Origin of the sequence: Acidovorax sp. PRC11, assembly GCF_031844105.1 — a bacterium.
GTDB lineage: Bacteria > Pseudomonadota > Gammaproteobacteria > Burkholderiales > Burkholderiaceae_C > Paracidovorax.
In genome coordinates this window covers 130,752-144,193 of sequence record NZ_JAUZUQ010000004.1, presented here as the reverse complement: position 1 = coordinate 144,193, position 13,442 = coordinate 130,752, and the positions used below count along the sequence as shown (strand labels likewise).

The window sequence follows — 13,442 nt, the reverse complement described above, 5'->3', positions numbered from 1 at the left end:
CGCTCATCCGGCCATCTCCATATCGTCGAGGAAAGCATCGAGGCGCGACAGTGCGTCGGCCACGGGGCGCTGCGGGCACGCGGCGTCCACGCACCGCGCCAGGTCCGCCAGCACGGGGTGCAGGAAGACGTCCCGCACCGAAATCTCGGCCTGCAGGCCCGCACGCACGCGCGCCACGAGCTGCATCGCCATCAGCGAATGGCCGCCCAGCGCGAAGAAGTGGTCGGCGCGACCGGCGCGCGGCAGCACCAGCAATTCGCACCACATGCGTGCCAGCGCTTCTTCCACCGCGCCCTGCGGGGCGACGTAGGCGGCCTCGGCATCGGGCTGCAGCGCGGGCAGCGCCTTGCGGTCCACCTTGCCGTTGGGGCTCAGCGGCAGGGTGGGCAGCACCGCGATGCGGACCGGCACCATGGCCTCGGGCAGTTCGCCGGCGAGCCGGGCGCGCAACGCGTCGCCGCCGAGGTCGGCGCCCGCGTGCGGGCTGCAGTACGCCGCCAGCGCCATGCCCGCGGGGGTGGGCACCGCCACCGCCACGGCCTCGCGCACGCCGGGGCAGGCCAGCAGGCGCGCCTCGATCTCGCCCAGCTCGATGCGCTGGCCGCGGATCTTCACCTGGTGGTCCAGGCGGCCCAGGTATTCCAGGGCGCCGTCTTCGCGCCAGCGCACGAGGTCGCCCGTGCGGTAGAGCCGCGCGCCCGCGTCGAACGGATCGGCCACGAAACGCTCGGCGGTGAGGCCGGGCCGGCCGGCGTAACCGCGTGCGAGGCCGATGCCGCCCAGGCAGAGTTCGCCCGCCGCGCCTTCGGGCACGGGCTGCAGCGCCGCATCGAGCACATGGGTGCGCAATCCGGTGATGGGCCGGCCGATCGGCACGGGACCGCGCTCTTCGGCATGGCAGGTCCAGTGCGTGACGTCGATCGCGGCCTCGGTCGGGCCGTACAGGTTGTGCAGCGCCACGCAGGGCAGCCGTTCCAGCACCTGGCGGCGCGCCTCGGCCGGCAAGGCCTCGCCGCTGCACACGATGCGCCGCAGGCTGGCGCAGGCCGCCACGTCCAGCTGCGCGAGCAGGGCCTGCAGCATGGATGGCACGAAGTGCAGCGTCGTCACCGCATGCCTGCGGATGAGCGCCTGCAGTTGCGCGGGCTCGCGGTGCGCACCGGGCGGCGCCACCGCCAGCCGCGCACCCACGGCGAGCGGCCAGAAGAACTCCCAGACCGACACGTCGAAGCCGAACGGCGTCTTATGCAGCACCGTGTCGCCCGGGCCGAGGCCGTAGGCCCGCTGCATCCAGGCGATCCGGTTCGACAGCGCACCGTGGCGGTTGGCGGCACCCTTGGGTCGGCCGGTGGAGCCGGAGGTGTAGATCACGTAGGCCAGGTGCTCGGGATGCAGGGCCACGGGCGGAAGCGGGGCGGTCGCTCCCTTGCCCTCCGGTACCTCCTCCAGCGGCAGCAGGACCACGGGCTGCGCCATCGCCTCCGGCAGGCAGGCCCGGTGGGCCGCATCGGTCAGCACCAGCGCGGGCGCGCAGTCGCCGAGCATGTAGGCGATGCGGTCCGCGGGCAGTTCGGGATCGAGCGGCACGTAGGCGCCGCCGGCCTTCAGCACCGCGAGCAGCGCCTCCACCATGTCGGTGCCGCGGGCGAGCGCCACGCCCACCAGCGTCTCCGGGCCCACGCCGAGTGCGCGCAGTCGATCGGCCAGGCGGGTCGTGCGCGCGTCGAGCTGCGCATACGTCCAGGAACGGTCGCCGCATACCAGGGCGGGCGCTTCGGGCGTCAGCGCCGCCTGGCGCTCGAACATGCGGTGCACGGGCAGATCCGGCTCCGCCGGGTCGCCGTTCACCGACCAGGCCCGCAGGCGCTCGCGCTCCGCATCGCCCAGCATGGCGACCTCGCCGACCGGCTGCTCGGGATGGTGCGCCAACGAGTCCAGCATGCGCCCGTAGTGGCCGGCGATGTCGGCCATTGCCTGGGGAGTGAACCGCGTCGCGTCGTAGCGGAATGCCGCGAGCACGTGGCCGCCGGCATCCTCCATGGTCTCCAGCGTGAGCCCGAACGGCGCGGCGCGCAGGCCCGGATCGACGCGGCGCACCGCCAGCCCCGGCCACCCCTGCAGCGGCCGGCCGCCTTCGCCCAAGTGGTTGAACATGCACTGGAACAGCCCGCTGCCCTGTGCGCCCCGCTCGGGCCGCAGCACCTGGGCGACGTGCTCGAACGGCAGGTCCTCGTGCTCGCGGGCCTCCAGCGCGGTGGCGTGCACCTGCGCGAGCAGCGCCGAGAGCGGCATGCGCGGTTCGACCCGTGCCTGCATGACCACGGTGTTGATGAACACGCCGGCCACGTCGGCGGTCTCCGGCCGGTTGCGCCCCGCCACGGGCACGCCGACGCGCTGCACCGCATGCCCGGCATGGCGGAACAGCAGCGCCTGGAACGCCGCCAGCAGCACGCAGAAGAGCGTGGTGCCGTGCGTGCGGGCGCGCTGGCGCAGGGCCTGGGCCAGCGGCGCGGGCACGGCGAGCAGGTGCTGCGCCGCCGTGGCGTCCCGCGGCTGCGGTGCGTTGGCGGAAGCCACCGCGGCAGCTGCGCGGCCGATCTGCAGCACGGGAGCCTCGTCCGCGAGCTGATGCGTCCAGTACGCCCGGTGCCGTGCGGCGTCCGGCCCTTCCAGCCACTGCCGCTGCCAGACCGCGAAATCCACGTAGCGCAGCGCCGGCGGGGCATCGGAGGGTGCGCGGCCCTGCAGCGCATCGGCGTAGCCGCGCGCCCACTCGTCGAGGATGCGCTCCACCGTCCACGCGTCCGAGGCGATGTGGTGGATCATGAACAGCAGGCGGTGCGATCGCGGGCCCGACCGCGCGAGCGCGCAGCGCAGCAGCGGGCCGCGGCGCAGATCGAAGGGCGTCGCGCACACGTCGCGCGCCAGAGCTTCCAGCCGGGCACCGCGCTCGGCCGGCGCGAGCGCCGAGAGATCGGTGCAGGGCAGCGGGATGTCCCGCGCGGGCTCCACGCGCTGCCAGGGCGTGCCGTCCCCACCCTCGCCGAAGACGGTGCGCAGGGCCTCGTGGCGCCGTACCAGGGCCTGCAGCGCCGCATGCAGCGCCCCGGCATCCAGCGGCCCGTCGAAGTCCAGCCCGCCCCCCACGTGGTAGGCGGTGTTGCCGGGGTCCATGCGCCAGAGGAACCACTGGCCCTGCTGGGCCCAGGACATCGGCGCCTCGGCGCCCGGTGGCACACCGCTGGATGGCAGCGAATCGGCGTGGGACGCTTTGGCAGTCCCGGCACCACCGTCGTCGGGGGTGGCGGGCTGCGCGCGCAGCCGCTGGCGCAGCAGGGCCTGCTGTTCGGGGGACAGGCGCGCACGGCGCTGGGAGAGAAGGGGGCTGTCGCTCATGTCAATCGGCCTGCAGGGAAACGGAAGATGGGGTGGCGGCGCCCGCAGCTGCGGCGTCGCGCTCGATGTCCTCGATCAGCCGCAGCTCCACGTGCTGCGCGAGGTCGGCGACGGTCGGCGCCTTGAAGAACGCCGCCGGGTGGATGTCCACGCCATAGGCCCTGCGCACGCGCGCCAGCAGGCGGATCGCCAGCAGCGAGTCGCCGCCCAGCTCGAAGAGGTTGTCGTCGGCGCCGATGCCGCCGATGCCGAGGGCCTCGGTCCACAGCGATGCCAGGTGCTCCTCCAGCCCGCCCTCCGGCGCGCGGTAGGGGGTGGACAGCGCCGGCCGCGCATGCGTGGCGCCCGGCACGGTCGCCGGCGCCTGCGGCACGGCCTCCAGCGCCTCCACCAGCCCGTCCAGCGCACGCAGCCGCTGCGCGAGCGGCGTGACCGACACCACCGTGTGCGGCTGCGCGGGCCCGTCGACGATCCGGTCGAACACCCCGGTGCCCGTGCGCTCGTCCAGGCCCATGCCCTCGGGCACGTCCATGTCCGCGCCCTGCCCCACGTCGCGCCACGCATCCCAGCCGACCGAGAACACCGGCCACGGGTACTCGCGCCGGCAGGCGGTGGCGAAGGCGTCCAGCCAGGCGTTGGCGGCCGCATAGTCGCTGCGGCCCAGCCCGCCGACACAGCTCGCGACGGAAGAGCACAGCAGCACGAAATCCAGCGGCTCACCGCGCAGCGCCTCCACCATCGCCCGCGTGCCCTGCAGCTTCGGCGCGAAGGCGGCCCGCACCTCGGCCCGCGTGCGGGTGGCCAGCATGCCGCCGCCGGGCTCCATCACGGCATGCACCACGCCGTTCACGCCTTCGAAGCGCGCATGCACGGCCTGCAGCGCGGCGCGCCACTGCGCGGGATCGGTGACATCCGCCGCCACGGCCATCCATTCGGTGCCCTCCGCATCCATCGCCTGCAGCTGCAGCAGCCTGCGGCGTTGCGCGGCGGGCAGGCCGGTGCGCGCGAGCAGGCTCTCCCAGTCGCTGCGCGGCGGCAGCGGCGTGCGCCCCAGGAGCACCAGCCGCGCACGGTGGCGCCGGCCCAGGTGCCGGGCCAGGGCCAGGCCCACACCGCCCAGCCCCCCCGTGATCAGCACCACGCCGCCCTGGCGCAGGCGCGGCGCACGGGCGGCCGGCGGCGCGGCCGGCTCCCAGGTTTTCACCCAGCGCTGCGTACCGCGCCAGGCCACGCAGAACTCGTCCTGCGGCCGCGCCGGCTCGCCCGCCAGCGCCTCGGCCAGGTGCGCCTCGGCGGCACTGCCGGCGCGCGGCACCAGCACATCCACCACGCGGCATGCGATGCGCGGCATCTCTTGTCCGATGACGCGCGCCAGGGCCGCCACCGCCGCCTTGCCGGGTTCCAGCGGCTCGCTGCCCGCGACTTCTTCCGCACGGTCGACCACCACGGTGAGCGAGAGCGGTTCGTCCCGGCCCGCGTCGTCGCGCCCCTGGGCCATCGCCATCAGGCTGAAATACGCCTGCTCCCATGCGGGCTCCTCGGCGGCGTTGCGCGCAACGTCGAGCCCCCAGAGGTGGAAGGCATGCGAGACGGGCCCCACCTCGCGCCACAGCGCTGCATGGTCGGCGCGCTCGTCCGGCCGCAGCGCGAACGCCTGCGCACCATCGCGCCGGAAGACTTCGGCCGCACCCACCTGCACCACCTGCGCACCGCGTTCCGACAAGGACTTCGCAAGACGCTCGGCCAACGGCAGTTCCGCGCCGCCGAGCAGCAGCACGGTGTCGCCCCGGCCGGGCCCCTCTGCGTGCGGCGCCGCGGCGCTGCGCTGCCATGCGGGCAGGTAGCAGATGCTGTGCGGCGGCGGCGCCTCTGCCCCACGCTGGGGCGCCGGCGCACCGGCTTCCACCCAGAAGCGCTGCCGCTGGAACGGGTAGGTGGGCAGCGGCACGCACCGGCGGCGCGCACCGCCGCGCGTCGCGGGCCAGTCGATGGCCACCCCCGCCATCCACAGCCCCGCCAGGGCCTGCGCGAGCTGCTGCCCGTCGCGGTCGCGCTGCTGGGCGTGGGCCAGGGTGGCCCAGATGCCGGCGGCCGAAGCCGCCTGCGAATGCCGCCGCGCGAGGCCCGCCATGGATTCGCCGGGCCCCACTTCCAGCACCACGCGGCCCGGTTGCGCGAACACCGCGTCCAGCCCCTCGCGGAAGCGCACCGTGCCGCGCAGGTGCCGGCCCCAGTACGCCGGACTCGTGGCCTCCTCGGCCGTGATCGGGCGGCCGGTGACATTCGAGAGGACCGGGATGCGCGGTGCCTGCCGCGGCACCGTGGCGATGCGGCGCTCCAGTTCGGCCACGATCGGATCGACGCTGCGCGAATGCATGGCCACGGCGACGTGCAGCCGGCGCGGTGCATGCCCCTGCGCGCGCAGCATCTCTTCCGCCGCATCGATGGCCGCCGGCGCGCCGGACAGCACGCAGAGTCCGTCGCCGTTCACGGCGGCCAGGTCGCAGCCGAGCGCCAGCAGCGGCGCGACTTCCGGCTCGGGCAGCGGCACCGCCGTCATCGCGCCTTCGGGCAGGCCGGCCAGGAGCCGGCTGCGCCAGATAACGATGCGCATCGCGTCCTCGGGCGTGAACACTCCCGCCAGGCAGGCCGCCACGTACTCGCCCAGGCTGTGGCCCAGCATCAGCGCGGGCCGCACGCCGCACGACATCCACCATTGCGCGATTGCGTATTCCACCGCGAACAGCGCGGGCTGCATCCACTCGACGCGGGCGAGCCGTTCGGCGGCTTCGGGCGCCTGCCCCGGCGCCGGATGGATCAGTGCCCGCAGGTCAGCGCCCGTCTCCTGCTGCAGAACGTCGGCGCAGACATCCAGCGCCTTCCGGAAGACCGCGCTGCGGCGGTCCAGCGCCTGGGCCATGCCGACATGCTGCGCGCCCGATCCGGGGAACAGGAACACCACCTCGGGGGCCTCTGCGGCCACGTGCACCGGCGCGGGCAGCGGAGCTTCCAGACGTTGCGCCGCCAGGCCGGGTTCGTGCGTCGCGACGGCCATCCGCCAGGACCACGCGCGGCGGCCGCACTGCAGCGTGTGGGCGATGTTCGCCAGCGGTTCCTGTGGCGAGCCGCGCAGATGCTGGGACAGTTGGCGGCGCTGCGCCTGCAGCGCGGCCTCGGAACGCGCGGACAGCAGCAGCACCTCCCACTCCGGCTCCACCGCGCCCTGCACCGCCGTGCCGGCCAGATCCCGCAGACCTTCGCCCGCGGACGCCGGCGGCGCGCAAGCCTCTTCCAGCACCACGTGCACATTCGTGCCGCCGATGCCGAACGAACTCACGCCCGCGCGCCGTGGGAACGCCCCCTGCGGCCAGGCGGTTGCCTCCGTGTTCACGTAGAACGGGCTGGACGCGAAATCGATGCGCGGATTCGGCTGCCGGCAGTGCAGGCTCGGCGGCAGCACCGCATGCTTCAGCGCCATCGCGGCCTTGATGAGGCCGGCCACGCCCGCGGCCGCATCGAGATGGCCGATGTTGGTCTTGACGGAGCCGACCGCGCAGAAGCCGGTACGCTGGGTATCCGCCCGGAACGCCTGCGTGAGTGCGGCGATCTCGATGGGATCGCCCAGCGCCGTGCCGGTGCCGTGCGCCTCCACATAACCGATCGTGTCCGCCGATACGCCCGCGATGAGCTGCGCCGTGCGGATCACCTCGGCCTGCCCGTCCACGCTGGGCGCGGTGAAGCCGACCTTGGCCGCGCCGTCGTTGTTGGCCGCGCTGCCCTTGATGACGGCATGCACCGTGTCGCCATCGCGCAGCGCATCCTCCAGCCGCTTGAGCGCGACCACGCCCACGCCGCTGCCGATCACCGTGCCCGCCGCATCGGCGTCGAACGCGCGGCAGTGCCCGTCGGGCGAGAGGATGGCGCCGGACTGGTAGCGGTAGCCGCCCTGCTGCAGCAGGTTCAGCCACACGCCGCCCGCCAGCGCCATGTCGCATTCTTGGCCCAGCAGCGACTGGCAGGCCATGTGCACCGCCATCAGCGACGTGGAGCAGGCCGTCTGCACGCTCACCGCCGGGCCGCGCAGGTCCAGCTTGTAGGCCACGCGGGCGCACAGCGAGCTGGGAGCGTTGGCGCCCATCAGGCCCAGCACGTCGGCGATGCCCGAGCCCGCATCGAGCCCCGCGGAGGGCAGCAGATGGCGCATCAGGTACACGCCGGGGCCCTCGCCCGCATACACGCCCACCTTGCCCGCCCACTGCGCCGGATCGCAGCCGGCATGCTCCAGGCAGGCCCAGGCGCTCTCCAGGAACAGCCGCTGCTGCGGGTCGAGCTGCTCGGCCTCGCGGGGCGTGAAGCCGAAGAACTCCGCATCGAACAGGTCGTGCCCGTCGAGCGGCACGCCGGCCTTCACGTAGTCCGGATCGCGGCGAAGCGCTTCGGGCACGCCCAGCGCTTCGAGCTCCGCATCCGAATAGGTCTTCACCGATTCCAGGCCGTCGCGGATGCGCTGCCAGTAGGTATCGACGTCTGGCGCGCCGGGAAAGCGCCCCGCCATCCCGACGATCGCGATCTCCAGGCCGCTCGGGGCCTGCGGAGAGACGGAGGACAGATCGAGAGGTGCGTTCATTCGCGGGCTCCTTGGAGTTGGGCGCGGCGCTGCAGCAGTGCCGCGCGTTGTTGGCGCGCACGGTCGTCGGACGGTTGCGCGGCGGCGCGGTGCGTGGCCTGCATGCCATCGCCGTGCACGCTGGCCAGGGCTTCGTCGATGCGGCGCGCGAGCGATTCCACCGTGGGGTGCTGGAACAGCTCCACCAGCGCGAGCCGGCAGCCCCATTCGTCCTCCAGCCGCCGGTGCGCACGCACCAGCAGCAGCGAGTGGCCGCCCAGGTCGAAGAAGTTGTCCCGCAGGCCCACGGAAGCCACGCCCAGCAATTCGCTCCACAGCGCCGCCAGGCGGTGCGCCGTGCTGCCTTGCGGCGCGGCGGCTGCGGCGCCCCGGGCCGGCGCGGCCACGGGCTCGGGCAATGCGGCCCGGTCCACCTTGCCGTTGGCATTGAGCGGCAGGGCCTCCAGCGCCACGATCGCGCGCGGCACCATGTAGCCCGGCAGGCGCTGCGCCAGGGCCGCGCGCAGCCCGGCCACATCGGTCCCGCCCGCCGCGCCCCCATCGCCCGCCGCATGCGCCGCGGGGGCCACGTACGCCACCAGCGATTCGGCACCGGCCGCGCCGCGCACCACGGCCACCGCGTCCTTCACGCCGGGCTGCGCGCGCAGCGCCGACTCGATCTCCCCCAGTTCGATGCGCAGGCCGCGCAGCTTCACCTGGTGGTCGATGCGACCGAAGTAGTCGATCTGCCCCTCGGCGTTCCAGCGCACCCAGTCGCCGGTGCGGTAGAGGCGTGCGCCCGCGGCCAGCGGGTGCGCGATGAAGCGCTCCGCCGTCAGCCCCGGCTGGCCCAGGTAGCCGCGCGCCAGCAGGTCCCCGCCGATGTAGAGCTCGCCCGCCACGCCCTGCGGCACCGGCTGCAGCTGGGCATCGAGCACCCAGGCCTCGGTCGCGCTGATGGGGCGGCCGATCGGCACCGCCCCGGCTTCGTCGCGGCAGGTCCAGCGGGTGACGTGGATCGTCGTTTCCGTGGGGCCGTAGAGGTTCTGCAGCGTCGCGCCCGGCAGGCGGCGCAGGGCCTCGCGCTGCAGGGTTTCGGGCATCGCCTCGCCGCCGCAGATCACGTGCCGCAGCCGTGTGCGGTGCTCGATGCCCGGATGGTCCAGGAAGGCCCGCAGCATCGCGGGCACGAAGTTCAGCGTGGTCACCTGGTGGCGCTCGATCAGCTGCACGATCCGCTCCGGATCGCGGTGTGCGCCGGGTGGCGCCACCAGCAGGCGCGCACCCGCCGTGAGCGGCCAGAAGATCTCCCAGCACGACACGTCGAAGCCGAACGGCGCCTTGTGCAGCACCGTGTCGGGCGCGGCCAGCCCGTAGGTGGACTGCATCCAGGCCATGCAGGTGTGCAGCGCGGCATGGCGCACGGCCACGCCCTTCGGCCGCCCCGTGGAGCCCGAGGTGTAGATGACGTAGGCGAGTTGCTCGCCGTGCACCGCGATGCCGGGGTTCTGCGCATCGCCGGGCCTGCCCACTTCCGGAACCTGCAGGCCCGCCATATCGATCGTCCGCAGGCCCGGCAGCGCGGGCACCCGCCCGGCAGTTGCAGCGTGCGACAGCACCCATCCGGCACCGCTGTGCGCCAGCATGTCGCCGAGCCGGCCGGCCGGAAGCTCCGGGTCCAGCGGCAGGTAGGCGCACCCGGCCTTCATGGCCGCGAACATGCCCACCACCATCTCCACCGAACGCTCCATGCAGATGCCCACGATCGACTGCGGCTGCAACCCGTCGCGCAGCAGATGGTGCGCGAGCCGGTTGGCACGCGCGTTCAGCTCCGCATAACCGATGGCCTCGTCACCGAACAGCAGCGCCGTCGCCTGCGGCTGGCGCCCGGCATGCGCCTCCAGCGCGCGGAAGACCGGCACCGCCGTGCCTTCCCGGTGCGGATTGCGGCTCCAGGCATCGATCTGCGCACGCTCGGCAGGCGGCCGCAACTCGACCTCGCCCGCGGGCTGCTCCGGGTGCTCGGCCAGCGCCGCCAGCACCGCCAGGAAGTGGCCGGACAGGCGCTCGATGGTCGCGGGCTCGAACAGTTCCTGCGCGAACACCCAGCCGAGCGACAGCGCGCCGTCCGCGCTTTCTCGCGCTTCCAGCACCAGCTCGAACTGCGCGTGCGGGCCCTGCAGCGGCTCGGCCCGCACGGCGAGCCCCGGCACCGCCTGCAGCAGCCGGTCGTCTTCCGCAAGGTGGTTCAGCATCACCTGGAACAGCGGATTCGCACCCGCGCCGCGCTCCGGCCGCAGCATGTCCACCAGCCGGTCGAACGGCAGGTCCTGGTGCGCCTGCGCCCCCAGCACCAGTTCGCGGGCCTCGCGCAGCGCGGCGTGCAGGGGAGCGCGGACATCCACCGTGGCGGGCAGCACCAGGGTGTTCACGAACAGGCCGATCAGCCCCTCCACCCCCGGCACGCCGCGCTGCGCCACCGCGGCGCCCACACGTACGCGCGGCTGGCCGGTGTAGCGCGACAGCAGCACCTGCAAAGCCGCCAGCAGCACCATGAACGGGGTCGCGCCCTCCCGGGCCCGCAGCGCCTGCAGCCCCTGCACCACCGCCGCGGGCACCTCGACGGCATGGCGGCGTGCGGTGTAGCGGGCGCGTGCCGGGCGGGGATGGTCCGGACGCACCTCGCAGGGCGACGCGTTCCATCCCGCCAGGCGCTTCCGCCACCAGGCCGCCTGGCGCGCTTCCTCGCCCGCGTGCAGCCGGGCCTGCGCCCAGGCCGCGTAGTCGATGTACTGCAGCGCCGGCACGCTCCGGGCATCCAGGCCCTGGCGGCGCGCGCCGTAGGCTTCGAGCCATTCGGTGGCCCACAGCGGCATCGAAGCCCCGTCCGAGAGGATGTGGTGCATCGCCACCGCGAGCACATGGGTGCGGTCGTCCAGCCGCAGCAGCGCCGCGCGCCAGGGCACGCCACCGCCGGGCAGATCGAACGGCCGGGCCTGCAGCGCGTCCAGCCGGTCGCGCACGGCGTCGGTCCGATCCGCGCAGGCGGTGCGCCGGAGGTCCGCCAGGTCGAGCGGGAGTTCCCGCAGCGCGTCCTGCACCTGCTGATGGGGAACGCCGTCCGCGCCTTCACCGAACACGGTGCGCAACGAAGCCTGCCGGTGCACCACGTCCTGCAGCGCAGCCCGCGCCGCCGCGGCATCGAGCGGGCCGTCGAGCCACAGCGCCGCCCCCACATGGTAGGCCGCGTCCGCGGGCGCGAGCTTCCACAGGAACCACTGGCGCGCCTGCGCAGGCGACAGCGGCCGGGGCGTGCCGCGCAGCGCCGGCGGCAGCGGCTCCACCGCGCTCGGCACCCCGCCGCTGCCGGCCGCCAGTGCGTCGCGCAGCGCCTGCGCGCAGGCGCCCAGGCGCGGATGGTCGAACAGCACGCGCGGTGCGAACGCCACGCCGAAACGCTGCGCGATGCGCGCCGCCGCCTGGGTGGCCGCGAGCGAATTGCCGCCCAGCACGAAGAAATGGGCATCGCGAGCCAGCGGCGGCTGCGCGCCGTCGCGCAACACGTCCCGCCAGATGGACGCGACTTCGGATTCGAGTTCATCGAGCGCCTCCGGCGCGCCGTTCGGGAGCGCCTCGGCATCCGGCCCGCCCCGCACGAAGCCGCCCCATTCGTAGATGGCATAGGCATCGGGGCTGCGCTCCATCCAGGCCGCGCGGCAGGCGCTGCGCTGCAGCTTGCCGCTGGTGGTCTTGGGCAGCGTGCCGGGCTGCTGCAGCAGCACGGCCGACAGCGGCTCGCCCACCGCCTCGCTCACGGCCGCGCTCAGGGCCTCCACCAGCGCGCGCGGCGGCACCCGCTTCTGCATGCCGCGCGACACCTCCACCGCCGCGCCGATGCCCTCGCCCCGCGGCCCCTGCACCGCGAAGACCGCCACGCGGCCCTTGCGCACCGCCTCCACCCCGGCCTCGATCGTCCGCTCCACATCCTGGGGATAGACGTTGTGGCCGCGCAGGATGATCAGGTCCTTGGTGCGCCCGGTCACCACGAGCTGGCCGCCGTGCACGAAGCCCAGGTCCCCGGTGCGCAGCCAGCGCCGCCCGCCGTGCTCCACGAAGGTGGCGGCCGTCGCCTCCGGCTTGCCCCAGTAGCCGGCCGCCACGCTCGGCCCGCCCGCCCAGATCTCGCCCACGCAGCCGGCATCGGCCGGCGCGAGCGATGCCACGTCCATGATCTGCACCGCATGGCCGCTCGCCGGGCTGCCGCAGCCCACCAGCAGGGTTCCATCACCCGCACCGCAGGGCGTCGCGGCGCCCACGGCCAGGGCCTGCGCGGAGAAATCGCGCGCCCACAGGCCCGATCCGAGCCGCACGCCCGTCACGTAGAGCGTGGCTTCGGCCAGGCCATAGCACGCATGCACCGCGCCTGCGTCGAACCCCTGCGCCGCGAAGCGTTCGGCGAAGGCCGCCATGGTGTCGGCCCGCACGGGCTCCGCGCCGCTGTAGGCCACGCGCCAGCAGGACAGATCCAGCCCCGCGGCCTGCGCATCGCTCACCCGTTCCACGCACAGGCGGTAGGCGAAATCCGGCCCGCCACTCACCGTGCCGCGGTAGCGCGACACCAGCTCCAGCCAGCGCGCCGGCCGCTCCAGGAAGTAGCGCGGCGACACCAGCACCAGCGCGGCACCGCTGTAGAGCGGCTGCAGCAGCCCGCCGATCAGCCCCATGTCGTGGAACAGCGGCGCCCATGTGACGAAGCAGTCCGCGGGCCCCACCTCCATGCCTTCCTGGATCGCGCGCTCGTTGGCCACGAGGTTGCCGTGCGTCACCATCACGCCCTTGGGGTCCCCCGTGGAGCCGGAGGTGTACTGCAGGAAGGCCAGATCGTCGTCGGCCGGTTCATGCAGTTGCCAGGCCTGGGCGAGCGCGAGGTCCACCGCATCGCCCGCGATCACCTCCAGCCCCGGGAAGCCGGTGCGCACCAGTGCCTCCCAAGGCTGCGTGGTAAGCACGCAGGCCGCGCCGCAGTCCCGCGCGATGCCCTGCAGGCGCGCCAGGTGCTGGGGCCGCTGCGATTCCGGCGGGAATACCGGCACCGCGACCACGCCGCAGTGGAAGCAGGCGAGCATGCTGACGGCATAGTGCTCGTCGTTGTCCTGCAGCACCAGCGCGCGGTCGCCCGGCGCGAACCGCTGCTGCAGCCGCGCGGCCAGGGCGTGCACGCGGCGGGCGAACTCCGCGTAGGTGAGCGTCACTTCGCGACGCACCCCGGCCACCTCGTCGACCACGGTCAGCCAGGGCGCGTCGGGCCGGCTCTGCGCCAGCGTGCGCAGCCGCTCGACGAAATGGTCCGGCCCCGCGGGCCGCCCCGCCGCTTCGATCCGGGATGGCCGGAAGGGTGTCGGCAAGTCATGCATGGAAACTCCTCGTGCGCGCAGGGCGC

At 74.2% G+C, this 13,442-nt stretch carries 3 protein-coding genes; all 3 read right to left on the bottom strand.

The annotated features are described in order from the left end of the window. Positions 1 to 3: 3 nt before the first annotated feature. From Q9R47_RS06315 to Q9R47_RS06305, 3 genes are read right to left on the bottom strand one after another with little or no spacing between them, the layout of a single operon-like run. Entirely contained in the window at positions 4 to 3,396 is a 3,393-nt protein-coding gene (locus tag Q9R47_RS06315) for an amino acid adenylation domain-containing protein (protein ID WP_311232357.1), read from the bottom strand. 1 nt (position 3,397) lies between these two features. Continuing rightward, positions 3,398 to 8,023, bottom strand: coding sequence for an SDR family NAD(P)-dependent oxidoreductase (locus Q9R47_RS06310; RefSeq protein WP_311232356.1), 4,626 nt, complete (start codon positions 8,021 to 8,023; stop codon positions 3,398 to 3,400). Further along, positions 8,020 to 13,416 carry a non-ribosomal peptide synthetase gene (locus tag Q9R47_RS06305; protein WP_311232355.1) on the bottom strand — a complete coding sequence of 1,799 codons (5,397 nt, stop codon included), beginning with the start codon at positions 13,414 to 13,416 and terminating at the stop codon, positions 8,020 to 8,022. The genes Q9R47_RS06310 and Q9R47_RS06305 overlap by 4 nt, the downstream gene beginning before the upstream one ends. Positions 13,417 to 13,442 lie beyond the last annotated feature (26 nt).

Bases quoted from the DNA above. Each gene is read 5' to 3' on its own strand.
- Q9R47_RS06315 (WP_311232357.1), bottom strand. From the start codon at position 3,396: ATGAGCGACAGCCCCCTTCTCTCCCAGCGCCGTGCGCGCCTGTCCCCC.
- Q9R47_RS06310 (WP_311232356.1), bottom strand. From the start codon at position 8,023: ATGAACGCACCTCTCGATCTGTCCTCCGTCTCTCCGCAGGCCCCGAGC.
- Q9R47_RS06305 (WP_311232355.1), bottom strand. From the start codon at position 13,416: ATGCATGACTTGCCGACACCCTTCCGGCCATCCCGGATCGAAGCGGCG.